The 24055-nt window shown below is 64.5% G+C and carries 19 protein-coding genes; 15 read left to right on the top strand and 4 right to left on the bottom strand.

The features are described from left to right. Positions 1-4: 4 nt before the first annotated feature. From DK366_RS11860 to DK366_RS11845, 4 genes are all read left to right on the top strand, one after another. Positions 5-727 carry a class I SAM-dependent methyltransferase gene (locus DK366_RS11860; RefSeq protein WP_109125769.1) on the top strand — a complete coding sequence of 241 codons (723 nt, stop codon included), beginning with the start codon at positions 5-7 and terminating at the stop codon, positions 725-727. Continuing rightward, positions 684-977 (top strand): DUF1905 domain-containing protein, encoded by a 294-nt coding sequence (locus DK366_RS11855; RefSeq protein WP_109125768.1) that lies wholly within the window; start codon positions 684-686, stop codon positions 975-977. Before DK366_RS11860 ends, DK366_RS11855 begins: the two co-directional genes overlap by 44 nt. Positions 978-1074: 97 nt before the next feature. After that, entirely contained in the window at positions 1075-1893 is an 819-nt protein-coding gene (locus tag DK366_RS11850; protein WP_198651523.1) for an HD domain-containing phosphohydrolase, read from the top strand. Between the two features lie 70 nt (positions 1894-1963). Then, a complete protein-coding gene (locus DK366_RS11845) occupies positions 1964-2641 on the top strand; it encodes a MarC family NAAT transporter (protein ID WP_109125853.1) in 678 nt (225 codons plus the stop codon). 20 nt (positions 2642-2661) lie between these two features. On the opposite strand, the gene aat is transcribed toward DK366_RS11845, so the two are convergent. Next, positions 2662-3396 carry a leucyl/phenylalanyl-tRNA--protein transferase gene (gene aat / locus DK366_RS11840; RefSeq protein ID WP_109125767.1) on the bottom strand — a complete coding sequence of 245 codons (735 nt, stop codon included), beginning with the start codon at positions 3394-3396 and terminating at the stop codon, positions 2662-2664. A 100-nt stretch (positions 3397-3496) separates the two neighbouring features. On the opposite strand from aat, the gene DK366_RS11835 reads away from it, so the two are divergent. Continuing rightward, positions 3497-4894, top strand: a complete 1398-nt coding sequence (locus tag DK366_RS11835; protein WP_157956509.1) for a serine hydrolase domain-containing protein — start codon at positions 3497-3499, stop codon at positions 4892-4894. 4 nt (positions 4895-4898) lie between these two features. Here the strand turns inward: DK366_RS11835 and DK366_RS11830 are convergent, their stop codons facing one another. Both DK366_RS11830 and trxB read right to left on the bottom strand, forming a co-directional pair. After that, the gene (locus tag DK366_RS11830) at positions 4899-6041 is read right to left on the bottom strand and encodes a GNAT family N-acetyltransferase (RefSeq protein WP_109125852.1); all 1143 of its coding nucleotides are present in this window, start codon (positions 6039-6041) and stop codon (positions 4899-4901) included. A gap of 105 nt (positions 6042-6146) precedes the next feature. Beyond that, complete coding sequence (trxB, locus tag DK366_RS11825) at positions 6147-7112, bottom strand: thioredoxin-disulfide reductase (protein WP_109125851.1); 966 nt, start codon at positions 7110-7112, stop codon at positions 6147-6149. Between the two features lie 444 nt (positions 7113-7556). Between trxB and ald the strand changes: the two genes are divergently transcribed. The 4 genes from ald (at position 7557) to DK366_RS11805 (ending at position 12536) form a co-directional block, all read left to right on the top strand. After that, positions 7557-8621, top strand: coding sequence for an alanine dehydrogenase (gene ald, locus DK366_RS11820; protein ID WP_109125765.1), 1065 nt, complete (start codon positions 7557-7559; stop codon positions 8619-8621). Between the two features lie 150 nt (positions 8622-8771). Next, a complete protein-coding gene (locus tag DK366_RS11815) occupies positions 8772-11039 on the top strand; it encodes a DNA translocase FtsK (protein WP_232821024.1) in 2268 nt (755 codons plus the stop codon). A gap of 167 nt (positions 11040-11206) precedes the next feature. Next, positions 11207-11866, top strand: coding sequence for an outer membrane lipoprotein chaperone LolA (gene lolA, locus DK366_RS11810; protein WP_109125763.1), 660 nt, complete (start codon positions 11207-11209; stop codon positions 11864-11866). A 7-nt stretch (positions 11867-11873) separates the two neighbouring features. After that, a complete protein-coding gene (locus DK366_RS11805; protein ID WP_109125762.1) occupies positions 11874-12536 on the top strand; it encodes a YoaK family protein in 663 nt (220 codons plus the stop codon). Positions 12537-12545: 9 nt separating this feature from the next. Here DK366_RS11805 and DK366_RS11800 read toward each other — a convergent pair whose 3' ends face one another. Then, positions 12546-15596: a ligand-binding sensor domain-containing diguanylate cyclase gene (locus tag DK366_RS11800; RefSeq protein WP_109125761.1), complete on the bottom strand. Its 3051-nt coding sequence runs from the start codon at positions 15594-15596 to the stop codon at positions 12546-12548. Positions 15597-15808: 212 nt separating this feature from the next. On the opposite strand from DK366_RS11800, the gene DK366_RS11795 reads away from it, so the two are divergent. The 6 genes from DK366_RS11795 (at position 15809) to DK366_RS11770 (ending at position 23795) form a co-directional block, all read left to right on the top strand. Further along, positions 15809-16192, top strand: coding sequence for a hypothetical protein (locus DK366_RS11795; RefSeq protein WP_109125760.1), 384 nt, complete (start codon positions 15809-15811; stop codon positions 16190-16192). A gap of 62 nt (positions 16193-16254) precedes the next feature. Further along, on the top strand, positions 16255-17502 hold the full coding sequence (locus DK366_RS11790) for a TolC family protein (protein WP_109125759.1): 1248 nt from the start codon (positions 16255-16257) through the stop codon (positions 17500-17502). Then, positions 17499-18581 carry an efflux RND transporter periplasmic adaptor subunit gene (locus DK366_RS11785; RefSeq protein ID WP_109125758.1) on the top strand — a complete coding sequence of 361 codons (1083 nt, stop codon included), beginning with the start codon at positions 17499-17501 and terminating at the stop codon, positions 18579-18581. Before DK366_RS11790 ends, DK366_RS11785 begins: the two co-directional genes overlap by 4 nt. Then, positions 18581-21703, top strand: a complete 3123-nt coding sequence (locus DK366_RS11780; RefSeq protein WP_109125850.1) for a CusA/CzcA family heavy metal efflux RND transporter — start codon at positions 18581-18583, stop codon at positions 21701-21703. Before DK366_RS11785 ends, DK366_RS11780 begins: the two co-directional genes overlap by 1 nt. A 98-nt stretch (positions 21704-21801) precedes the next feature. Next, positions 21802-23154 carry a replication-associated recombination protein A gene (locus tag DK366_RS11775; protein WP_109125849.1) on the top strand — a complete coding sequence of 451 codons (1353 nt, stop codon included), beginning with the start codon at positions 21802-21804 and terminating at the stop codon, positions 23152-23154. Positions 23155-23219: 65 nt separating this feature from the next. After that, the gene (locus tag DK366_RS11770; protein WP_109125757.1) at positions 23220-23795 is read left to right on the top strand and encodes a hypothetical protein; all 576 of its coding nucleotides are present in this window, start codon (positions 23220-23222) and stop codon (positions 23793-23795) included. The last annotated feature ends 260 nt before the right edge of the window (positions 23796-24055 follow it).

Here is a 24055-nt window from a genome sequence, read left to right as displayed (position 1 = left end):
GTCCGTGGCTGCCAGCGAGACGTTGATTCTCGATGCGTGGCAGGACAATGCGCAGGCGTGGGAACGCGCCGTGCGCGAAGGACGCATCGAAAGCCGCAGGCTGGTGACGGACCAGGCCATCGTTGACGCCGTGCTCGGACAATCGCCTCGCACGGTGATCGACCTGGGCTGCGGCGAAGGGTGGCTGGCTCGCGCACTCGCCGCCAACGGCGTGCAGGTGCTCGGCATCGACGCCATTCCTTCGTTGATCGACGCCGCCAGGATGCAGGGTGGAGGCGAGTTCCGCGTGGCGTCCTACGACGACGTGGCTGCTGGCAGGCTGGCGGAGCGTGCCGACGTGGTGGTCTGCAACTTCTCCCTGCTGGGTGGCGCATCCGTCGATGCGCTGCTGGCGGCCGTGCCCGGGTTGCTGGCGCCGGGCGGTGTGCTCGTCATCCAGACCCTTCACCCCCTCATGGCCGGCATCGAGCCCTATGCCGATGGCTGGCGGGAGGGCTCCTGGGTGGGCTGTGGCGAGGGCTTCAGCCAGCCGGCGCCCTGGTATTTCCGTACCCTCGGGAGCTGGGTGGGCGCCCTGCGGACCGCCGGTTTGGACGTCCAGTCGATCAAAGAACCCATTCACCCTCACACCGGACGCCCCGCCTCCGTTATCTTCTTGGCCGGGGCACGTCAGGGGGACGGGGATGAACAGGCATCGCGCCGTAGCGTTTCGCGCCACCGTACATAGCGACCACCGGCCGTGGCTGGTGCCGCTGCCGTTTGATCCAGTCAGCCAATGGTCCACGCCAGCGAGGCCGCTATGGAAATGCGGCCACGGTCATCGCGTGCGCGGCAGCGTCAATGGACGGGATTTCCGGGGTGCCGTCGTCGAGCGGTCCGGCACGTTCTGGTTGCAGCTCGAGGAATCGTACGCAGCGGCTGCCGGATTGGGGGCAGGGCAGTTCGTTGATGTATTGATCGAGCCGGAAGACGCCTGAACACGGCGACTGCCATCGCAGTACGCAGGGCGCAGGGCAGGTATGCTCTGGCCGCCTGTGCGTGGTGGGCGTGCAGTGGACGTCGATGGGAGGCGCGGTGACGGTCAAACCTCAAATTCGCATCGTTGCCATCTATGTATCGGTGGCGTTGCTGTGGGTGCTGTTCTCCGATCGGCTGCTGCTTTCCCTTCACCTGGACGAGCGAACGCTCAGCTTCTGGCACACCATCAAGGGTTGTTTTTATGTGGTGGTCACGGGCGCATTGCTGTATTGGCTGATCGGCCGCGTCGTGCGGCGCATGGATCGCCTCAATCACCTGCTGCTGAGCGGCAACGAACAATCGCTGCGTGCGCTGGTGTCCGCGATGGACGTGCGCCACAAGGAAACACGCGACCACTCCGAGCGGGTGATGCGCATGACCGTGGCGCTCGCCCGCCGTGTCGGCATGGAGGACGATGCGCTCCGTCATGTGCGGTTCGGCGCCTTGTTGCATGACATCGGCAAGCTGGCGCTGCCGGATTCGGTATTGATCAAGCCCGGTCCGCTGACACCGGACGAGATGACCTTGATGCGCACGCATCCGGCGTTGGGTCGCGACCTGTTGATGCGCACGGCGTTCCTGCGTCCGGCCATCGACATTCCCTATTCGCATCACGAGCGCTGGGACGGAACGGGTTATCCGCAGGGCCTCAAGGGTGAAGAGATTCCGCTGGCGGCACGCATCTTCAGCGTGGTGGATGTGTGGGATGCATTGAGCTTTCCGCGCGTGTACAAGCCGGCATGGCCGGAAATGGAAGTCGTCGATTACCTGCGCAATGCCGCGGGCGGTCAGCTTGACCCCAGTGTCGTGGGCTTGTTTCTTGAGCACTACGACGAGATCAAGGCGGTTGGGCTCGAGCAGCTGGCGGTGGATTGACGAGCGTTCGTGCTGTCTGCAGGGCTGCTTGACCGGTTAGTCTTGAGCCGTGCCGCGGAAAAGGATGCTCATGATCGAATTCCTCGATTACGTTGCCTTCGGGTTGCTGGGCCTGCTGCCCATCGCCAATCCACTGACAAGTGCCACGGTATTGCTGGCATTGACCGGGCGTTACCCCGACGCGGAACGCAACCGGCAGATCAACCGGGCCACCCTGTACGTCACCGTCGTGCTGCTGATCTGTTTCTACGCAGGCAATGCGGTGATCGGCGGCTTTGGCATTTCCATTCCGGGTTTGCGCCTGGCGGGCGGGTTGATCGTCAGCTACATCGGCTTCGGCATGCTGTTTCCTCCCGCGCGCGCCGCCGAAGACGAAGTGCAGGCGGAAATGGCGGGTGAGGAATCCAGCGCCCGGTTGCCGGATGTGTCGTTCATTCCGTTGACCATGCCGTGCACGACAGGGCCGGGCACCATTGCCTTCATCATCAGCGCGGCGTCGTCCATTCCCGATGGCAAGCTCACGCCCATGGTTCACGCCGTGGTGTTTACCACCATCGTGTTGTTTGCCGTGGTGTTCTGGCTTTGCCTTCGTGGCGCGACGCGCATCATGCGGTTCCTGGGCGAAACCGGCATCGATGCGATGGCGCGCCTGATGGGCTTCCTGCTGGTATGCATTGGCGTGCAGTTCGCCATCAATGGCGTGCACGATCTGCTGACCGCATGGGGCTTCATCACCACGATGGCGTGACGGTGCGTTTCCGCGAACGCCTAGCGGTCGGCAATGGAATCGGTCAGTTGTGCCAGGTGCGTGAACGACGACCAGTTGCCAAGCTGCCCCGGTAGCTGCGTGAGTTGGGCGACGGTGCGAAGGAACTGCGTACGCGGGTATTCCTGCGCGCCCAGTTGCAACAGGTGCGAATTCGTCACCTGGGCGTCGATCCACGGGAAGTCCCACAGCCGGAGCACTTTGGCGAGCGCCATGATGGCAACGCGTGAACCGCCGCTTTCGCGACTGAACATGGATTCGCCACAGAACAGGCGCCCCACGGCAATGCCGTAGATGCCGCCGACGAGGCGGTCCTGTTCCCACACTTCCACACTGTGCGCATAACCCATGGTGTGAAGCCGCGCATAGGCATCGATCATGGCTGGCACGATCCACGTGCCGCTTTGTCCGGGGCGTGGTGCTGCGCATGCCTCCACCACGTCGCGAAACGCGTGATCGATGGTGACGTGCCAATCCACCTGCGCCAGTCGTCGGCGCAGGCTGCGGTTGGGCACAAGCGCTTCCGTGTGGAACACGCAGCGCGGATCGGGTGACCACCACAGCAGCGGCTCGTCTTCGTTGAACCAGGGAAAGATGCCTTGCGCGTACGCCGCCAGCAGCCGGCGCGGCGACAGGTCGCCACCGAACGCCAGCAGGCCGTTCGGATCGTCCAGTGCCTTGCGCGGATCAGGAAAGTGCTCCGGCCTGGTCGCGTCGAGCAGGGGCAGTCGAATCATGGGGTGGGCGGGGTAAAGCGCATGCGGGAGTCGTGGTACATGCTACTGGCATGGCGATGTGGTTAGCATGCCCCTTCCTTCACAAACCGATGGATCAGGCATGCGGCGTCGCTTCTTGTGGTGTTTGGCACTTCTTGCACCGGCGGCCATGGCGTCGTCACCCGGTCTTGATCCGGCGTTGGCCAAGCGCATCGACAGTGATGCCGACATGGTGCTGCAACGTACGGGAACGCCCGGCGCGACCCTCGCGATCTACCGCGACGGCAACCTCGTCTATCAGCACGCTTATGGCCTGAGCGATCGCGAACGCAGGACGCCGGCCACGGTGTCGACGTATTACGAGATCGGCTCCATCACCAAGCAGTTCACTGCCGCGGCCATCCTTCAGCTGCAGGAGGCCGGAAAGCTCGACATCAACGCCACCCTGGCCACCTACCTGCCGGATGCGCCGCATGCCAAGGAGGTGACGCTGAAGCAGTTGCTGTCGCATACCAGCGGCATGCCGGAATATCTGGACGGGCCGGACGTGGAGCAGTGGGCGGTGAAGCCGGCCACGTTCGATCAGATCATGGCGCGCATCAAGGACAAGCCGCTTGATTTCCCGCCGGGCAGTCGCTGGTCGTACTCCAATAGCGGCTACGCGCTACTGGGGCGTGTGATCGAGGTGACGTCGCACGAGTCCTACCTCGGCTATGTGAAGACGCACCTGTTGGCCGCAGCAGGCATGGTCCATACCTATACCGTGGACGACGAATCCCATCTGGCGGGCATGGCGAAGGGCTATCGCCATGCGAACGGAAAGCTGGAACCCGCGCCCACCATCCACGCTACCGTCGGTTGGGCGGCGGGCGTCCTGGTCTCCACGGTGGATGACCTGGAACGCTGGAACGTCGCGCTTCGTGGCGGAAAGATTGTCCATGCCGCCGACTATGCGTTGATGACCAAGCCCGTGGACGGCAGCAATGACTACGGCCTGGGCCTGTTCGTCGACACGCTGGACGACCAGCCGCGCATTGGCCACACCGGCGGTTCGTTCGGGTTCACCACGTCGAACCAGTATTTCCCGAAGCAGGGCATCCAGGTCATCGCGTTCACCAACAACGGCGACAATCCGGAACCGGGCCAGATGCTGGTCACGGCCACGTTCGAGGCGTTGTATCCGGATATTGCCGCGGCGGCACGCAAGCCGGCGGCTGGTGAAGACGCCGCTGTCACCGCGACCGCGCGCAAGGCGTTCGCGCAAATGCAGAAAGGGAATGAAGACCCGGCGATGTTCGCTGGACGACTGAAGACAAAGATGGCCTCGGGTCTGTCCGAACGTCTGGCCAAGCAGGTGTCGCCGTTTGGCGAGCCTTCCTCTTTCATCTTCAAGGGGCGGCGCAAGGACAACGACAAGGCCTGGAACGACTACGTGATTCGTTTTGGCCCCGGCAACTACCTGGAGTTTGGCGTGGAGCTGGACAACGAGGGCCGGGTGACCGGCATTTCGCTGGGCTGAAGGATCAGGGCGACGACGTGTGCGCGTAGGGGCTGTGTTGCAGCAGGTCCTGCGCGTAGTCGTCCATGCCCTCGGCCTCGCGTGCCAGCGCGTGGCGCACCGCATCGCGGAAACTCGTGTTCACCAGGTAGTGGCGCGAATGCGTGCGTACGGGAAGGAATCCGCGAGCCAGCTTGTGCTCACCCTGCGCGCCTGGCTCGAAACGTTGAATGCCGCGGGCAATCGCGTGTTCGATGCCCTGGTAGTAGCACAGTTCGAAATGCAGCCCGGGTACGTCGACCTCCGCACCCCAGTAACGGCCGTACAGCGTGTCGCTGCTTTGCAGGAACAGGGCCATGGCGACGATAAGGCCATCGTGACGTGCAAGCGCCAGCTGTACGCCGTTGCCCAGGGTTTCGGCCAGCCCGAGAAACATCGAACGGGTCAGCGCGGCATGATTCCCCTTGGCGTCAAAGGTGGCTTCGTACAACGCGTGGACGCGTCGCCACTCATCCTTGTCGAGCGTGTTGCCGCTACGCATCTCGATGGATAGTCCGCTCTGTGCGACGTGCGTGCGTTCCTGTCGGATGTTTTTCCGCTTCTTGTGATTGAGCGCGGCAAGGAACTGGGTGAAGTCGGCATAGCCGCGGTTGTGCCAATGAAATTGCACATCCGATCGATCGAGCCATTCGCCTTCGAAGGCTGCAAGTTCGTCGTCGCGCAGAAAATTGGCGTGTACGGATGAGAGATTCATGCGCTCCGCGAAGGTGCGCATGGCAGTCGTCAACGCCTGCTGTCGTTCACTGGTGTGTGCATCGTTGCCGGCGAGCAGTCGCGGGCCGGGCACGGGCGAGTAGGGCACGGCATTGAGCAGTTTGGGGTAGTAGTCGCCACCCGCGCGCTCCCATGCGCTGGCCCAGCTCCAGTCGAAGACGAATTCGCCGTGCGAGTTGCCTTTCAGGTAGAGCGGTGCGGCGGCAACGAGCGTGCCGTCGTCGTAAAGCCCCAGGTGATGAGCCTGCCAGCCCCAATCCGGGCGAATGCAGCCGGTGCGTTCGAGCAGTGCAAGGAAGGCGTGCGAAACGAAGGGGTTGTCGTCGGGACGAAGCGCATCCCATGCTTCGGCAGGGATGCGTTCGATGCTGTCGTGGAAGCGGGCTTCGATCACGTCAATCCGCAAAGTTGCAACAAGATTTTCAGCCTGCCTCAGCCTTCATTCCCGTCATTCCGGCGCAGGCCGGAATGACGGTCAAGGGCGGGAGATCAAAAAAGCTCAGCTCGCCGGGCCCTGCTGATCCAGCCAGCGCTCTGCATCCAGCGCCGCCATGCAGCCGAAGCCAGCGGAAGTGATCGCCTGGCGATACACGTGGTCGGCCACGTCGCCCGCGGCGAACACGCCCGGCACGGAGGTCATGGTGGCCATGCCGCTCAGGCCGCTGCGGATCTTGATGTAGCCGTCGTGCATGTCCAGCTGGCCGTCGAAGATGCCGGTGTTGGGCGTGTGGCCGATGGCGACGAAGAAGCCCATCGCGGCGATGTCACGCGTCTCGCCGGTGTTCACGTCCTTCACGCGCACGCCGGTGACGCCGGAGTCGTCGCCCAGCACTTCGTCCACGCTGTGGTTCCACACCAGCTCGATCTTGCCGGCGGCGGCCTTGTCGAACAGCTTGTCCTGCATGATCTTCTCGGCGCGCAGCTTGTCGCGGCGATGCACCAGGTAAACCTTGCTGCAGATGTTGGACAGGTACAGCGCTTCCTCGCCGGCGGTGTTGCCGCCGCCGATCACCACCACTTCCTGGTCGCGGAAGAAGAAGCCGTCGCACGTGGCGCAGGCGGACACGCCCTTGCCCTTGAACTTCTCTTCGCTGGCGATGCCCAGGTACTTGGCGGTAGCGCCCGTGGTGATGATCAGCGCGTCACAGGTGTATTCACCCGAGTCACCCTTCAGGCGGAACGGGCGCTGCTTCAGGTCCACGCTGTGGATGTGGTCGAACACCATCTGCGTCTCGAAGCGCTCGGCATGCTGCGCCATGCGGTGCATCAGCTCCGGACCCTGCACGCCCTTGTCGTCACCCGGCCAGTTGTCCACTTCGGTGGTGGTCATCAGCTGGCCGCCCTGCTGCAGGCCGGTGATCATGGTCGGCTTGAGGTTGGCGCGCGCCGCGTAGACGGCAGCGGTGTAACCGGCGGGGCCGCTGCCCAGGATCAGCAGGCGGCTGTGCTTGGTGGATGCGTTCATGCGTTCCTTCTGTCCGCCCGGTGGGCGGTGGTGTTCGTGGTGAATGGAGTTCGATTCTGCCGGCTTCACCATGCTCTGCCGCATGGTCCGCCGGCTATCGCCGCTATATGGGGGCTGTCAGCTGGTTTTCAGCAGGAGCGGTCGTATCTCGTTGACTTTGCTGCAACTGCGCAAAGGTGGTCTGCTTGTTCACCGTTGCGGGAGTGTGAAAACGGCCTGCCCATCATGGTTATAATCCTTCGGCTTTGCTGGCGACTTGAACAGTCATTCGCTCCATCGCTTCCAGCGGTTTCCTACGGCTGAAAGGCGAAAACGGAGCGATGCGTCCGAACCCGGAAGGATGGGGAAGACGCCGGGACGATTCAAGGCTGTCGGCGCCGGATTTGCCGGGCCCGCGGGCCGGGCGTCGTTGCCACCTCAAGTTCCCCACAGGATCCACTCCCCATGCGTATCGGTATTCCTTCCGAAACCAAGACCCTTGAAGGTCGTGTTGCCCTCCTCCCCGCCGCTGCCGCCGACCTGGTGCGTCGTGGCCACGAGGTGTTCATCCAGTCCGGCGCTGGCGACAAGAGCGGCTTCTCCGATGAGGCCTACTCCAAGGTCGGTGTGAAGGTCGTGGCGGACGCCGCAGCCCTGTACGACGCCGGCGAGCTGATCGTGAAGGTGAAGGAGCCGATTGCTGGCGACCTCGCCCTGCTCAAGAAGCACCACCTGCTGTTCTGCTACCTGCACCTGGCTGCCGAGCCGGCGCTGACCAAGAGCCTGCTGGACATCGGCCTGACCGGCGTGGCGTTCGAGTCGGTGGAAGAGAACGGCGGCCTGCCGCTGCTGCTGCCGATGTCGGTTATCGCCGGCCGCATTGCCACGCAGATCGGCACCACGCTGCTGCATCGTCCGCAGGGTGGCAAGGGCAAGCTGCTGGGCGGCATGGCCTCCACGCCGCGCGGCAAGGTGGTGGTGCTGGGCGCCGGCGCTGCCGGTGGCAATGCTGCTGCCCTGGCTGCCGCTGCTGGCGCCAACGTGGTGGTGTTCGACAAGCGCCAGGATCGTCTGGCCGAAATGATGGCCATGGGCCCGAACGTCACCGCGCTGTACGCCTATGAGTCGACCGTGGCCGAAGAAGTCGCCACCGCCGACATCGTGGTCGGCGCCGTGCTGATCCCGAGCGCCAAGGCGCCGCGCGTGGTCACCGAGGAAATGGTCAAGACCATGGAGAAGGGCTCGGTGCTGGTGGATATCTCCATCGACCAGGGCGGCTGCTTCGAGACCTCGCGTCCGACCACCTGGAAGGAGCCGACCTACGATGTGCACGGCGTAACGCACTTCTGCGTCACGAATATGCCGGGTGCCGTGCCGCAGACCTCGTCGGTGGCCATTTCTGCCGCTATCCTGCCGTACGTGCAGCGTCTGGCCGCCGGCAACGAATGGCGCCAGTTCGAACCGCTGCGTGGGGGCATCAACGTCGACGGCGGCGAGCTGGTTCATCCGGCGCTCAAGGGCATGATTTAAGGTCTAGCCCTGCCGCTTCGGCGGATGTTGTACCGTCCGGCCGCCCTTTTGGCGGCCGGACTCACGCTTGAAGCTAGGGATAAGGACCACGTGCCGCGTACCGCGAACGTCAAGAAGGACAAGAAAGAGCGCGAAGGCCTCAGTGAAGAACTGAAGCGCCGTCTGCGCGAGGCCGGTGCGCTGCTGTTGCTGCCGCTGGCGCTTTATCTGCTGGTCTGCCTGTTCAGCTACAACGACCAGGACCCGAGCTGGGGCCACGCGGGCACGGTCGATCACGCGCGCAATTTCGGCGGCGAGATCGGCGCGAACATCGCCAACGTGCTGCGCTACATCTTCGGCCTGGTTTCCTATTTCTTCCCGCTGTTGCTGCTCTTCCTGGGCATCCAGGTGCTGCGCCATCGTGGCGAGCGCACCGTGCAGCCGTGGGAGCCTTCGTTGCGCCTGATCGGCTCGGTGTTCTTCTTCATCACCTTGCCGGCGCTGCTGTACCTCAACATCGATGAGCCCGTTCTGCCTCAGGGCGTGGGCGGCATCATCGGCATGTGGGTGGGTCGCGGCCTGTCGCATGCGCTGGGTGACAAGGGCGCGCCGCTGTTGCTGCTGGCCATGTTCCTGATTGCGGTAACGCTGGCCACGGGGCTGTCGTGGTTCAAGCTGGCCGATCTCACCGGGCAGGGCGTGCTGAAGCTCGCCGGCTGGTTTGGCGGCAAGCTGCGCGAGGCGCCGGAAGTGATGGCGGCACGCCAGGCCCGCGCCGAGCGCGAAGTGGTCAAGAAGACCGAGGCCGTGAAGCAGGCCAGGCGCGAACCCGTGCGCATCGAAACCGCGCCCGCGCCCGTCGTGAAAAGCGAGCGCGCCAAGCTTGAAACCCAGATTCCCTTGTTCACCGGCGCCTCCGCGCCGGGCGAATTGCCGCCACTCTCCTTGCTGGACGAGGCGCCGGAGCAGGGTCCGGGTTACTCGGAAGAAACGCTCGAAGTGCTCTCGCGCCAGGTCGAGCTGAAGCTCAAGGATTTCCGCATCGAGGCCAAGGTCGTGGGTGTGTATCCCGGCCCGGTCATCACCCGCTTCGAGCTGGAGCCCGCCGCCGGTGTGCGTGGCTCGCAGGTGTCGAGCCTGGACAAGGACATCGCGCGCGGCCTGTCCGTGGTCAGCGTGCGCGTGGTCGACGTGATTCCCGGCAAGAACGTCATCGGCCTGGAAATTCCCAATACGCGCAAGCAGATCGTCTACCTCTCTGAGATCCTGCGCTCGGACAAGTACGACGCCATGAAGTCGCCGCTGGCGCTCGCACTGGGCAAGGACATCGCCGGTCGTCCGGTGGTGGCCGATCTCGCGAAGATGCCGCACCTCCTGGTGGCTGGCACCACGGGCTCGGGCAAATCCGTTGCCGTGAATGCGATGGTGCTGAGCCTGCTGTACAAGGCTAGCGCCAAAGACGTGCGCATGATCATGATCGACCCGAAGATGCTGGAGCTTTCGGTCTACGAAGGCATTCCGCACCTGCTGGCGCCGGTCGTCACGGACATGAAGGAGGCCGCCAACGCCCTGCGTTGGTGTGTCGCCGAAATGGAGCGCCGCTACAAGCTCATGGCTGCCGTGGGCGTGCGCAACCTGGCCGGCTTCAACAAGAAGGTGAAGGACGCCGAGAATGCCGGCCAGCCGTTGCTGGACCCGTTGTTCCGTCCGAATCCCGAGATGCCGAACCTGGCGGCCGAGCCGCTGGAGCCGCTGCCGTACATCGTGATCATCATCGACGAGTTCGCCGACATGATGATGATCGTCGGCAAGAAGGTCGAAGAGTTGATCGCACGCCTTGCACAGAAGGCGCGCGCCGCCGGCGTGCACCTGGTGCTGGCGACGCAGCGTCCGTCGGTGGATGTGATCACCGGCCTGATCAAGGCCAACATCCCCACCCGCATCGCGTTCCAGGTGTCGAGCAAGATCGACTCGCGCACCATCCTCGACCAGTCCGGCGCCGAAGCGCTGCTGGGTCACGGCGACATGCTCTACCTGCCGCCCGGCACCGCCACGCCGGAGCGCGTGCACGGCGCCTTCGTCGACGACCATGAAGTGCATGGCGTGGTGAACTGGCTGAAGTCGCAGGGCGCCCCGCAGTACATCGAGGGCGTGCTGGAGGAAGTGCAGGCGACCAGCGACGGCAAGTTCATCAACGACTCCGGCCTGCCGCAGGAAGGCGAGGAGGGTGGCGATGCCGACGCGCAGCTTTACGACAAGGCGGTGCGCATCGTCACCGAATCCCGTCGCGCTTCGATTTCCGGCGTGCAGCGTCACCTGCGCATTGGCTACAACCGTGCGGCCCGCCTGATTGAGCAGATGGAGCAGGATGGCGTGGTGAGTGCGCCGCAACACAATGGCAACCGCGAAGTGCTGGCACCGCCGCCACCGAAGCATTGATTTTGACCGTCATTCCCGCGAAGGCGGGAATCCAGTGACTTTATGGCGCACGGCTGAACCGAAAGGCACTGGATTCCCGCCTTCGCGGGAATGACGATAAGTAGAGTGAGGCGGCCTGTGGCCACCGCTCCGCATGAATCCACCCGGCCTCACCCCTGAAGGCAACCATGAAACGCTTCCTCCTATTCACCGCCGCCACCGTCGCGCTCTCCATCAGTAGCCTCGCCATGGCTGCCGGCCCCGCGCGTACCAGGCTGGATACGTTCACCACCGGCCTGCACTCGCTCACCGGTAAGTTCACGCAGACGCTGAAGGACGCGAACGGCAATAGCGGCAAGGCCAGCAACGGCACGCTGGCGCTCGAAGCGCCGCGCCAGTTCCGCTGGGAAACGCTGGCGCCGTCCAAGCAGACCATCGTCGCCGACGGCAGTCGCGTGTGGCTCTACGATCCGGACCTGGAGCAGGTCACGGTGCGCGTGCAAAGTTCCGAGGAATCGCACAGTCCGCTCACCGTGCTCACCGACGTGAAGCAGATGGACAAGGACTTCAACACGGTCGAGCAGGGCGATCACGATGGCCTGAGCTGGCTGCGCCTGACCTCGAAGGCGAAAGACCCGCAGTTCGACTACGCCGACCTGGGTTTCGATGCGAACGGTCTGGCGCGCATGGTTTTCCGTGACCAGTTGGGTGCCGTCACGGATATTCGTTTCTCGGGGTGGCAGCGCAACGTGCCGATTCCGCCGGAGACCTTCAACTTCGTGCCTCCGCCGGGTGCCGACGTGATCGGCGACCTGCCGGTGATCCAGACGCAGCCGATCAAGAACTGATCGGCCCATGCTGCGCCAGCTGCCGCGCTGGGCCTGGGTAGGTGGTGGTCTGCTCGCGATGATCGCGGGCAGCATCAACACGGTGGGTTACCTGTGTTTCCGGCATCAGCCGGTCACCCATCTCACGGGCACGAGCACGGAACTGGGTATTGCGCTTGCCGGGCTCGATGCCGCCGAAATCCTGCATTGGGGTTTCGTGATTGGCGCCTTCCTGTTTGGCGCGATGGTCAGCGGTTTCATCGTGCAGCAGCGTACGTTGCAGCTGGGTCGGCGTTACGGCGTGGTGCTGATGCTGGAATCGCTGCTGCTGTTCGTGGCAACGCCGCTGATCCATCGCGAAAGCGATCTCGGCCTTTACTTCGCATCCATGGCCTGCGGGCTGCAGAACGCCATGGTCAGCACGTACAGCGGCGCCACGCTGCGTACCACGCATCTGTCGGGCATCTTTACGGATCTGGGCATTTATCTGGGCCAGCGTTTGCGCGGCCTCGACGTGGACATGTTGCGCATCCACGTCTGCCTGCTGGTGGCGACGTGTTTCATTGTTGGGGCGACGGCGGGCGCGCTGGGTTTTGCCGTCATCCAGGAGCGCGTCCTCTTGGTGCCGGCGACACTGACCGGCCTGGTCGGCTTGGGCTACGCCATCTATCGCCACCGACACTTCGGTTGATCGGGCGCCTCAGTGCGCGGCCACGCAGCGATTGCGGCCGCCATGCTTGGCTTCGTAGAGCGCACCGTCCGCACGTGTCAGCCATTGCGACAAGGTTTCGCCTGCGCGATAGGCGGCCACGCCGATGCTTACCGTGACCACGATGGCCTGGCCTTCATAGATCAGCGGATTTTCCACGAGCGCCACGCGAACGCGTTCGGCGACCAGCATGCCCTGGTCGAGCGGGCATTCCGGCAGGCAGGCCAGCATTTCTTCGCCGCCGTAGCGCCCGACGCAGTCGGACTCACGGCTCTGCTGCGTCATGATCTGGCACACGTGGCGAATCACGGCGTCGCCGGCAAGGTGGCCATGCGTGTCGTTGATGCGCTTGAAGCGATCCAGGTCCAGTAGCGCGATGCAGGCGTTGCCATCCGCGCTGAGCGCGCGGACTTCCTCGGCGAATTCCAGCACGCGACGGCGATTGCATGCGCCGGTCAGGGCGTCCGTGTTGGCGAGTTCATCGAGGCGCTTGTTGGCGACCAGCAGGTCCTGCGTGCGCAGGTCGATCTGGTGCTGCAGCTGCTTGGCCTGTCGACGCAGGTACAGGGTGCGCAACTGGATGATGCCGATGATCGCGGCCAGTAACAGCAGGCCCGCCACGATGAATGCGGCCACCGTTTCATACCAGCGCGGCTCGGCGCTCACGTCCACGGTGGACTCGATCAGGCGTGGCTGCATGCCGCGCGTCTGTGCGCGCAGGTGCAGCTTGTAGTCGCCGTGGGGCAGGTTGTTGTAGAGCGCGGTGGGCAGGCCGCCACGCGGAATCTCGATCCAGCTTTCGTCGAAGCCCTCCATGCGATAGCTGTAGCTGGTTTCGGCGGGAGCTTCGTAATCGAGCAGGGCGAAATCCACGCGCAGGCTGCGGTTGCGCGCCCGGATGGTCAGCGATTCGTCATTGCGCGGCAGTTTGCCGAAGGCCATCGGCAGGCCGTTGACCGCCGCATAGGTGATGGCCAGTGATGCATCGGGCCGATCCGGTGGCTGCCATTCCGGGCGTACCACGGTGAGCCCACCCAGTCCGCCGAACAGCAGTTCACCGCCCGGTGCGCGGGCGGCTGCCGCATAGATGTAGCTGGAAATGCGCAGGCCATCGCGCACGCTGAGGTTATGCACGGCGTGCGTGTTGGCGTCGATCATGGCCAGGCCGTTGGCCAGGCTCACCCAGGGATTGCCCAGGTCATCGGGCTGCACCGCGTTGATGTTTTCGCTGGCGAGGCCGTTGGCCGTGCCGATGGTGGTGAATCGGTAGGGGTCGCCTGCGCTGCGCGATTGCAGCATGGCAAGGCCACCGTAGGTGCCGATCCACAGCGTGCCCTGTGCATCCAGTGCAATGGAGCTCGCCAGGTTGTTGGGCAGGCTGGTGGTGTCGCCCGGGCGGTTCAGCAGGTTCTCGAATCCCTTGGTCTGCGTGGTGCTGGTGGCAATGCTGATGCCGCGACCCGTGACGTACCAGATATCGGCGCCGATATGGGCAATGCGCCGCACGGTGTCGCTGGCGAGGCTGCTGGCGTCGTTGGCGTCATGGCTGAAATGCGACAGTGCATGCGTTCGCGTGTCGTAACGATAAACGCCATCGTACGTGGCGATCTGCAGCCGTTGACCGTCCGGGAGCAGATGCAGCACCGGCTTGTCGTCCATCTCCGGCACGGCGGAATCGTGGATCGCGAACGTGTTCGGGTCGATCCACGCCAGCCCCTGCGTGCCGACCCAGATCGTGCCATCGGGCATTTCCGCGAAGGCCTGCACGTCGCGCCGCGTCTGCGAGCCGCCGAGTTCGAGATGACGAATCTGCGCATCCGCCAGATCGACCACATCGATACGGCCCGAGCTCATGCCCAGCCAGATGCGTTGCCGGCTGTCCACGAAAATGCCGCGCACATTCGTGTTGCCCAGCGAGCGAGCGTCGCTGCTCGAAGGCAGCAGTGCGAAGACCTTGCGAGCATTCGGGTTGTAGCGCGCGACACCCAGGTCGGTCGCCACCCACACGTTTCCTGAGGTGTCCTGCAGCAGCGCGCGCACGGAGTCGCCGGGCAGCGACGAGGGCATGGCCGTGTCGTGCGCAATGGCGTGCATGCTGTTGTTGGCCACATCGTAGGCCAGCACGCCGCCGCCATCGGTTGCGATCCAGAGGGTGTCGCCGGCCAGTTCAGTGAAGGCACGCACGGTGGCGCGCCGCGAACGGTCTTTCTGGTAGCCGGTGAAGCCGGGCAGGGCGTGCCAGTGGCCGGCATCGTCGCGGTACGCGGCACCCGATTGCGTACTGCCCACCCACAAGCGGCCTTCGCGATCTTCCAGCAGCGCCCAGATGCCGTCGTTCAACACGACATCGATGCCGTTTTCCTGGGGCGTGGATTCGGCACGCGTGAAAGTGGTTTCCTTGGCGCGGCGAACATACAGGCCGTTGTTGTTGCCAACCCACAGGTTGCCTTCGCGATCCTGCATCACCGTGAAGTTGCGCGGCGACATGCCATCCACCGGTGGAATGGTGGTGATGCGGTTGGTGCGAAGGTCCAGGTAATCCAGGCCGTGCTCGGTGGCGATCCACACACCGCGATCGCCGTCGGGCGACAGCGCGTAGATCTTGCGGTCGCTGGTGCCGCCGCGCCCCGTCGGATAGTTGTGAAAGGTGTTGGTGAGCGGGTTGAACCGACTCAGGCCGCCCGCGTTGGTGCCTACCAGCAGACTGCCGTCCGGCAAGGGCAGCAGGCAGCGCACGTAGGCATCCGGGATGTCGTTCTTGCCACCGGTGTTGCCGGTGAATACCTGCATGCGGTAGCCGTCGTAGCGCACCAGGCCCGACAGCGTGCCGATCCAGATCAGCCCGCGTGTGTCCTGCTCGACCGTGGTGGTAATGGAGTGCGGCAGGCCGTCGGTAACGCCCAGCCGGTCGAACCAGGGTGTGTCGAAAGGAGCCCAGGGATCGCTTTCGCGCGCCGATCCCGCGAAGGACGCCGCCAGCAGGCACAGGACGAGCAGAAACCGCCACGCGGCAAGGCGCCGACGGCCAGCGGCGAGTGGCATGCCTTCCCCGATCTGCGCGCTTGCTCGCCCCAGCCTTTGCGTCACTTGCAGACTCCGTCCCGCCCCGTGGCGCACATCATAGCCACGGCAGCGTGTGTGCAGTAACCGCAGCACCGGGCGCGCTGCGGTTGTGCCCGGTTTTCGGGCCGTCACAAAACAGCCGTGCTCAGTGAAATTGTCTAACACGGGCCTGGCCACCTACGATCCACCGCATGTCCTTGCGTTCTCCGTCACTGATGAATCGCCTGCGCCGCCATCGCGGCCTGTGGCTGTTGGTCGTGGCCGTCATGCTGATCAAGCTGGCCAGCGGTTCGCTGTGCCTGGCCGATGGCGGGGAACGTGACGTGGGTGTAGCGGGTGTCGCGGCCGTTGCCGGGGCAGCCCTGGTGGCTGCGCCCGCCAACCAGTCGGCTGGCGATGACTGCCTTCTTGGTGAGGGCGCGTCCTGCCATTGCGCCTGCGCACACAGTGCCACCTTGCCTGCGTCGGTTGCACTGGCCATCGGTAACGCCGTGACGGCCTTCGTGCCTCCTTCCTTTGAGGTGGGGCGCGTACCCGCCGTCACCGGCTCTCTGCTGCGCCCACCCATCGCCTGAAAACGCCATGCCGCGCGCCCTTGCGGGCGCATTCGTCGTGATTGTTTTCAGGAGATCGTCCCATGTTTTTCTTGCGTGCAGCCCTTGTCGGGGCTGCCTGTGTGTTTTGCATTGCCCGCGTCCAGGCCGTGCCGGTTGCCGCGCCGTCGTTGCGGCAAGCCGTGCAGGCCGTCTGGGAATCCAATCCCGAAGTCCAGGCTTCGCGTGCCGAGTGGGAGGCTGCCCAGGCCCGGGTGCGCGCCGCCGGTCAGCCGGTCTACAACCCGTCACTGACTCTGGACGCGGAGAATGCCGACGTTGATCGACGGACGGCAGGCGTGTCGTTGCCGCTGGATCTGTCAGGCAAGCGTCGCGCTCGTGTATCCCTCGCGGAGGCCGAATCGCGTAGCCGCGAGGCCTCGCTGGAGCTTTTGCGCCGCGATATCGCCTCGCGCTGGCTGAAGGGCTGGTCCGCCGCCGCGCTGGCGACGCGTCAACGCGAGCTCGGCGAGCAGCGCGTCACGCTCATGCGTCGCTTCGACGCCCTGGCGGCAGAGCGCCTTGCGGTCGGTGACATCAGCAGCCCCGAGCGGGATCTCGCCGCACTGGCTTTGGGAGAGGCGCAGATCCAGCAAGCGTCGCTGGTCGGCAACGAGGCGACCGCACTCTCCGCCTTGCAGTCGGTGGCAGGCGATGCCGTGAAGTCGGCCCCAGCGTTGCCGCTGGAGTTGCCGCCCGCTTCCGCGGACATCGAGCCGCGCCCGGTGGACAGCCAGCCCGTGTTGCTCAAGGCGCAGGCCGATGAAGCATCGGCGCAGGCAGCCATCGACGTCGCCCGGCGAGCCCGCGTTCCCGACCCCACCATCAGCGTGACGGGTGGGCGTGTGCGTACCGGCGCCGTGACCGATCAGGTGATCGGCCTGAGCGTTTCCGTGCCGCTGCCGGTGCTCAACAGCGGGCGTGCGGAAGTGGATGCCGCGCTTGCCGAAGCCGGCGCCGCCGCGGCATCGGTGCGTTCGCAACGGCAGGTGGCGCAGGCATCCCTGCGTGAAGCGCAATCGCGTTACGACGCCTTGCGCGCTGCCGGTCGTGCCTTCCGCGACGGTCGCGCCGCCGCGTTCGACGACCGGGCGATCTTGCTGGAGAAGCTCTGGCGTGCCGGCGAAATCAGCACGTCGGATTACCTGGTTCAGCTCAAGCAAAGCCTCGACACCGCGCTTTCCGCGCTTGCCCTCGAAAGCCAGGCCTGGCAGGCCTGGTTCGATTACCTCGCTTCCGCAGGTCGCCTGACCGATTGGCTGGAAGGCCGCACACAGGATGTCTCGCCATGAATCGCTTCATTCAACTCACTGCCTGCGTGTTGGTGCTGGTTTGCATCGCGTTGCCTGTCGCCGCGCAACAGGACGGCAACCCGCTGTCGCTGGATGCTGGCGCCGTTCAAGACGCCGGCATCGTCGTCTCCAAACTCGCCACACGCGAACTCGCTGATGAAATCAGGGCGCCCGGCGAAGTCAAGGTCGATGCTTACTCCACCGTATTGGTATCGCCACGCATCGAATCCATGGTGTTGTCGCGAAAGGTGAGGCTTGGTGACGTGGTGAAGGCCGGTCAGCCGCTGGTGGTGTTGTCCAGCGTGCAGGTCGCCGAAACGCAGGGCGCGCTCATCGTGGCCGAGCAGGACTGGCGTCGCGTGTCGTCGCTCGGCTCGCAGGCGGTTTCGGGGCGGCGCTATACGGAAGTGCAGGTGCAACGCGACCACGCGCGTGCGCGTCTGCGTGCCTATGGTTTGTCGGATGGCCAGATTCAGGGCGTGTTGCGCGCAGGTTCCGCCAAGGCGGATGGCAGTTACGAGTTGCTGGCACCTACCGACGGGCGGATCACCACCGATCAGTTCCTGGTGGGTGAGCGCGTGGATGCCGGTCGCCTGTTGTTTACGCTGGTGAAGGAGGATTCCGTCTGGGTCGAAGCGCGGATGCCGCCCGCGGACGCCGAGCGCACCGCCACGGGCGCGACGGCGCGCATCCTCATCCATGATCAGGAGCTGCCTGGCAAGGTCGTGCAGCGCTCGCATCAGACGGACGAAAAGACCCGCACTGTCGCCGTGCGTATCGCCGTGGACAACACGCGCGATCTGCTGCATCCCGGCGAACTGGTCGACGCGCGTGTTGCCGTGGGCGGACGCCAGGCGCTTGCCGTTCCCGCGGACGCCATTGTGTTGCTGCAAAACCAGTCGACGGTATTCGTCGCGCGGGGCAACAACGTGTTCGATCCCGTACCCGTGCAATTGGGCGAAAACCGCAACGGCTGGGTGGAAGTGCGCCAGGGCTTGAAGCCCGATGCGACCTACGTAAGCAAGGGTGCCTTCGCACTCAAGGCACGTCTGTTGCGCTCGCAACTGGGAGAAGAATGATGCTCACGCGTCTTGTCGAACTCTCGCTGCGCTACAAGTTGCTGGTGCTGATCCTGTTCGTCGTGGTGGGCGTGCTCGGCTATCAGGCCGTACGCAAGCTGCCCATCGATGCCTTCCCCGATGTCACGCCCGTGCAAGTGAATGTTTATACCGAGGCGCCCGGACTGGCAGCGGAAGACGTCGAGCAGATGCTCACGACGCCGGTGGAATCCTCGCTGGCGGGTTTGCCCAAAGTGGAGGAGGTGCGTTCGGTCAGCCTGTTCGGGCTGTCCTTCGTGTCGGTCTATTTCAGCGACGACATGGACATCTACTTCGCCCGCCAGCTGGTGAACGAGCGCCTGCAACAGGTGGGTGACCGCTTGCCTGCGGGTTATGGCAAACCGGAAATGGGTCCGAACACGTCCGGCCTTGGCCAGGTGTTCTGGTACACGGTGGAGCGTGCCGATAACGAAGGCCAGAACGCACCGAACGACCGCGACCTGCGCACGCTGCAGGACTGGACCATCCGCCTCATGCTTCGCACCGCGCCGGGCGTGGACGACGTCACGTCATGGGGAGGCCAGGAAAAGCAGTACCAGGTACGCATCGATCCGCTGAAGCTCATCGCGCACGGGCTGGGCTTCAAGGAAGTCATCGAGGCGCTGCAGACCAACAACGCGCAGGTTGGCGGCAATTTTGTCGACGTGGGTCGAGAGCAATATCTCGTGCGCGGCCTTGGCCTGGTGCAAAGCGCACACGACATCGGGCAGATCGTGCTGAAGACCGAAGATGGAACGCCCGTCTACGTGCGCGACGTGGCGACGGTGGAAGAGGCCGGCGCGCCACGCACGGGCGCTGTCACGCGGGACGGCAAGGAAGTGGTGATGGGGCAGGCGCTGGCACGTATCGGCGAGAACGCGAAAAGCGTGGTCGACGCGGTGAAGGGCAAGCTCGATACCGTGAGCCAGGCGTTACCCGAAGGCGTCATCGTCAAGCCGGTTTACGAACGCACCGACCTGGTGAACAAGGCGGTCGGCACGGCGGTGCGGGCATTGATCGAAGGGTCCCTTCTGGTGGCGATCGTGCTGTTTCTGTTCCTGGGTGAATTCCGCAGTGCGCTCGTGGTTGTCGTTGCGTTGCCGTTGGCCATGTTGATTGCCTTCATCTGCATGGAGCAGGCGGGGCTGTCGGCCAACCTGATGTCGCTGGCGGGTCTCGCCATCGGTATCGGCATGATGGTGGATGGCGCCGTGGTGATGGTGGAGAACGCCTTCCGCATCATGGCAGAGCGCAAGGCGCATGGCTTGCCGGTGGATCGCACCGCTGCCGTGCTCGCCGCCGCCAAGGAGGTGGCCAGTCCCATCGCCTTCGCCATCGTCATCGTCATCGTGGTGTTCCTGCCGCTGTTCAGCCTGCAAGGGCTGGAAGGCAAGATGTTCAAGCCGATGGCGTTCAACATCAGCTTTGCGATGGCGGGTTCGCTGCTGCTCGCACTCACGTTGATTCCCGTGCTGGCAGCGTTGGTACTCAAGCCCAAGGAAGAACGCGACACGCGGCTGGTGGCCTTCCTCAAGAAGCATTACGCCGCTGTGCTGGCCTGGTCGCTTCAGCGTCGAAAGTGGGTGCTGAGCATGGCGGGCGTGGCGCTCGTCTGCAGCCTTGCGTTGTTCCCGTTCCTGGGCAAGGAGTTCATGCCGAACCTGAAAGAGGGCGCCATCATGTGGCGCATTACCTCCATTCCCTCGGCGTCACTGGACGAGTCCATCGATGTCTCCCGACAGGTCGCTGATCGCATCAAGGCGAAATTCCCGGAAGTGGAAACCACGCTGGCCATGATCGGTCGCGCCGAGAAAGGCGAAACGGCGGACGTGAACTACATGGAGGTCTACACGCCGCTCAAGCCACGCGAGCAATGGCGCAAAGGCCAAACGCTGGAAAGCATCGAGGCGGACATGCAGCGTGAACTGTCCGAAGCGTTGCCGACGGCGGTGGTCAGTTACACGCAGCCCATCCAGATGCGCATCGAGGAACTGATCTCCGGCGTGCGCGCCACGCTGGCATTCAAGTTGTATGGCGATGACCTTGGCGAGCTGGATCGCCTCAGTGCGCGTATCAAGGATGTGCTCGGCACCGTGCCCGGCGTGGCCGATCTGGCGTTGGAAGCCAATCTCGGCAAGCCGCAGATCCGCATCAAGGTGGATCGCGATGCGTTGGCGCGTTACGGCCTCAACGCCGATGACGTGCTCACCGTGGTGCGCAACGGCATCGGTGGCGAGCCCGTCACTACGCTGATCGACGGCGTAAGGCGTTTCGACATCGCCGTGCGGCTGGGCGATGCGGACAAGCGTTCGCTGCAGGCTATCCAGCGCATCCCCATTCAGTCGCGTGGTGGCGCCATCGTGCAGTTGTCGCAGGTGGCCGAGGTGACAGAGGCAGAGGGTTATTCCTTTATACGCCGCGAACAGTTGCAGCGTTATGCCGTGATCCAGATGGATGTGCGCGGTCGCGATATCGATGGCTTCGTAAAGGAGGCCAGCGCCGCCATTGCGCAAAAAGTGCAGTTGCCTGCCGGCTACTACACGGAGTGGGGCGGGGCGTTCGAAAACCAGCAGCGTGCGTTGAAGCGGTTGTCGCTGATCGTGCCGGCGACCATCTTCTTCATCTTTATCCTGCTCTACACCGCGTTCAATTCGATGAAGTACGCCGCGTTGATTCTCGCCAACGTGCCGTTTGCCACCATCGGCGGTGTCGTGGCACTGGCGATCACGGGGCAGTATCTCTCTGTGCCATCGGCCATCGGTTTCATCGCGGTGTTCGGCGTGGCGATGTTGAACGGCATCGTGCTGGTCAGCTTTCTCAACGAACTGCGCGCCAAGGGCATGGGTGTGCGTGAATCCGTGTTGCGCGGCACCGCGTTGCGCCTGCGGCCGGTGCTGATGACGGCCAGCGTCGCCATCCTCGGCCTGGTGCCCATGCTGCTGTCCAGCGGCGTGGGCGCGGAAACGCAGCGACCGCTGGCCACCGTGGTGGTGGGTGGGCTGATTACCTCCACCTTGCTCACGCTGCTGTTGCTGCCCGTGCTTTACGACTGGATGGAGCAGCGCGCGGAGCGGCGCGGCCAGTCGGTGCATTCATCCGCCTGAACGCGGTGTCCCGGCCGGCCGGAGGGTGCCCTATCATGGGCACTTCCGAGCCGGCCGCGGCCTTTGCCGTGGCGCTGCATGGCTCGCTCAGAGATGTGATGTCCGCCATGTCCACGCTGTCTCCCACGCCCGGGCTGTTTGGCGAGCCCGAAGAACTCAAGCCCCTGGCCGAGCGCATGCGCCCGCGCGATCTCGACGAGATCGTGGGTCAGCAGCGCGTGATGGCGCCCGGCAAGGCGCTTCGCCGTGCGCTGGAAGCGGGGCGCGTGCATTCCATGATCCTGTGGGGGCCGCCCGGTTGCGGCAAGACCACGCTGGCCTTGCTGGTGGCGCGCTATGCGGACGCGGATTTTCGCGCCATTTCCGCGGTGCTTTCCGGCCTGCCGGATGTGCGCAAGGCCTTGGCCGAAGCCGAGGCGAATTTCGCGCAGGGACGTCGCACCGTGCTGTTCGTGGACGAGGTGCACCGCTTCAACAAGGCGCAGCAGGATGCCTTCCTGCCGCACATCGAGCGCGGCGTGATCATCTTCGTGGGTGCCACCACGGAAAACCCCTCATTCGAACTCAACTCCGCATTGCTCTCGCGCTGCCGCGTGCACGTGCTGGAGTCGGTGACACCGGACGACATCGTGGTGGCACTCAAGCGCGCGCTGGAAGACCACGAGCGCGGCCTGGGCGACATGCAGCTGCAAGTGGCGGACGAGTCGCTCAAGCTCATTGCGCAGGCGGCGGATGGCGACGTGCGCCGCGCGCTGACACTGCTGGAAATTGCCTCGGAGCTGGCCGAAGACCATCGCATCGACGAAACCACGCTCACCCAGGTGCTCGCCGATCGCACGCGCCGCTTCGACAAGAACGGCGAGCAGTTCTACGACCAGATCTCGGCGCTGCACAAATCCGTGCGGTCGTCCGATCCGGATGCCGCCGTGTACTGGCTTACGCGCATGCTCGATGGTGGCGTCGATCCGCTCTATCTCGCCCGTCGCATGACGCGCATGGCCGTGGAAGACGTGGGCCTGGCCGAGCCGCGCGCGTGGCGCATGGCGCTGGACGCATGGGACACCTACGAGCGCCTCGGCAGTCCCGAGGGCGAACTCGGTCTCGCGCAGCTCGCCATCTGGCTGGCTATCGCGCCCAAGAGCAACGCTGCCTACAAGGCCTACAACGCCGCGCGGGCCGTGGTGCAGCAAACCGGTACGCTGGACGTGCCCATGCACCTGCGCAACGCGCCCACCAAGTTGATGAAGGGCCTGGGTTACGGGCAGGGCTACCAGTACGACCACGACAGTGACGGCGGTGTCGCGCTCGACCAGCAATGCCTGCCCGATGCGCTCGACGGCACCGTGTTCTACGAGCCGGTGGAGCGCGGCCTGGAGCTGAAGCTGCGCGAAAAACTGCTGAGCCTGCGCGAAGCCCGTCGCGACGCACGAAGCCGTACTGGCCGAAAGTAAAGTTGCCGGCTGCCGTCTCAGGGGCATAGATTCACGGCACCGAAAGCCACACGGGAGTCGTCGTCATGCGAGTGCTCGTAGCAGCTCTGTTCGGCGGAATCGTGATGTTCCTCTGGGGCGCCGTGGCACACATGGCGCTGGGTCTGGGCAATGTGGGCATGCGGCAGCCCGTGGCGGAAGACACCGTGCTCGCCGCCCTGCATCCGGGCCTGGGCGATCAGGCCGGCGTCTTCATCCTGCCCTCGGTCGATCCGGCCAAGATGGGCGACAAGGCCACCATCGCGGCCTATTCGGCCAAGACCAAAGTGTCGCCGTACGCCTTCATGGTCTACATGCCGCAAGGCGAAGACCTCTCCGACATGAGCGGCCAGCTGCCGCGCCAATGGGCCTCGGACACGCTGTCCGCGCTCGCATTGGCCTTCGTCATGGGCCTGGCCGCCTTCAGCTTCATGACGCGGCTGAGCATTGCCTTGGCGGCCGCCGTGTTTGCATGGCTGAGCACCATGGTCCCTTACTGGAACTGGTATCGCTTCCCCACCAACTTCACCGTCGCCGCGTTGATCGAACAGGTCATCGGCTGGCTGCTGGCCGGCGCGGTAATGGCGTGGTGGCTGGGCAGGGATGGTCGGCGGGTGGGTTGATCGTCGCCTGTAGGGACGGTTTGGCGGGCCGAGTCGAGCACAGGGTGCGCTCCCACACAAGAGCTGCCGCAGCCCTGTGGGAGCGCACCCTGTGCGCGACTCGCCACCTCAATACCTCTCGAAACAGAGGCTTGTCGCGCACAAGTGCGCTCCTACAGGGTTTCGGAGTCGCCTGTGTGTGGGAGCGCACCCTGTGCGCGACTCGCCGCCGCTATACCTCCCGAAACAGGGGTTTGGTCGCGCACAAGTGCGCTCCTACA

The organism is Dyella sp. C11, from assembly GCF_003121485.1.
GTDB lineage: Bacteria > Pseudomonadota > Gammaproteobacteria > Xanthomonadales > Rhodanobacteraceae > Dyella.
This window is presented reverse-complemented; position numbering and strand designations above follow the sequence as displayed.

Bases quoted from the DNA above. Each gene is read 5' to 3' on its own strand.
- DK366_RS11855 (WP_109125768.1), top strand. From the start codon at position 684: ATGAACAGGCATCGCGCCGTAGCGTTTCGCGCCACCGTACATAGCGAC.
- DK366_RS11845 (WP_109125853.1), top strand. From the start codon at position 1,964: ATGATCGAATTCCTCGATTACGTTGCCTTCGGGTTGCTGGGCCTGCTG.
- aat (WP_109125767.1), bottom strand. From the start codon at position 3,396: ATGATTCGACTGCCCCTGCTCGACGCGACCAGGCCGGAGCACTTTCCT.
- DK366_RS11835 (WP_157956509.1), top strand. From the start codon at position 3,497: ATGCGGCGTCGCTTCTTGTGGTGTTTGGCACTTCTTGCACCGGCGGCC.
- trxB (WP_109125851.1), bottom strand. From the start codon at position 7,112: ATGAACGCATCCACCAAGCACAGCCGCCTGCTGATCCTGGGCAGCGGC.
- ald (WP_109125765.1), top strand. From the start codon at position 7,557: ATGCGTATCGGTATTCCTTCCGAAACCAAGACCCTTGAAGGTCGTGTT.
- lolA (WP_109125763.1), top strand. From the start codon at position 11,207: ATGAAACGCTTCCTCCTATTCACCGCCGCCACCGTCGCGCTCTCCATC.
- DK366_RS11805 (WP_109125762.1), top strand. From the start codon at position 11,874: ATGCTGCGCCAGCTGCCGCGCTGGGCCTGGGTAGGTGGTGGTCTGCTC.
- DK366_RS11800 (WP_109125761.1), bottom strand. From the start codon at position 15,596: ATGCCACTCGCCGCTGGCCGTCGGCGCCTTGCCGCGTGGCGGTTTCTG.
- DK366_RS11795 (WP_109125760.1), top strand. From the start codon at position 15,809: ATGTCCTTGCGTTCTCCGTCACTGATGAATCGCCTGCGCCGCCATCGC.
- DK366_RS11790 (WP_109125759.1), top strand. From the start codon at position 16,255: ATGTTTTTCTTGCGTGCAGCCCTTGTCGGGGCTGCCTGTGTGTTTTGC.
- DK366_RS11785 (WP_109125758.1), top strand. From the start codon at position 17,499: ATGAATCGCTTCATTCAACTCACTGCCTGCGTGTTGGTGCTGGTTTGC.
- DK366_RS11780 (WP_109125850.1), top strand. From the start codon at position 18,581: ATGCTCACGCGTCTTGTCGAACTCTCGCTGCGCTACAAGTTGCTGGTG.
- DK366_RS11775 (WP_109125849.1), top strand. From the start codon at position 21,802: ATGTCCGCCATGTCCACGCTGTCTCCCACGCCCGGGCTGTTTGGCGAG.
- DK366_RS11770 (WP_109125757.1), top strand. From the start codon at position 23,220: ATGCGAGTGCTCGTAGCAGCTCTGTTCGGCGGAATCGTGATGTTCCTC.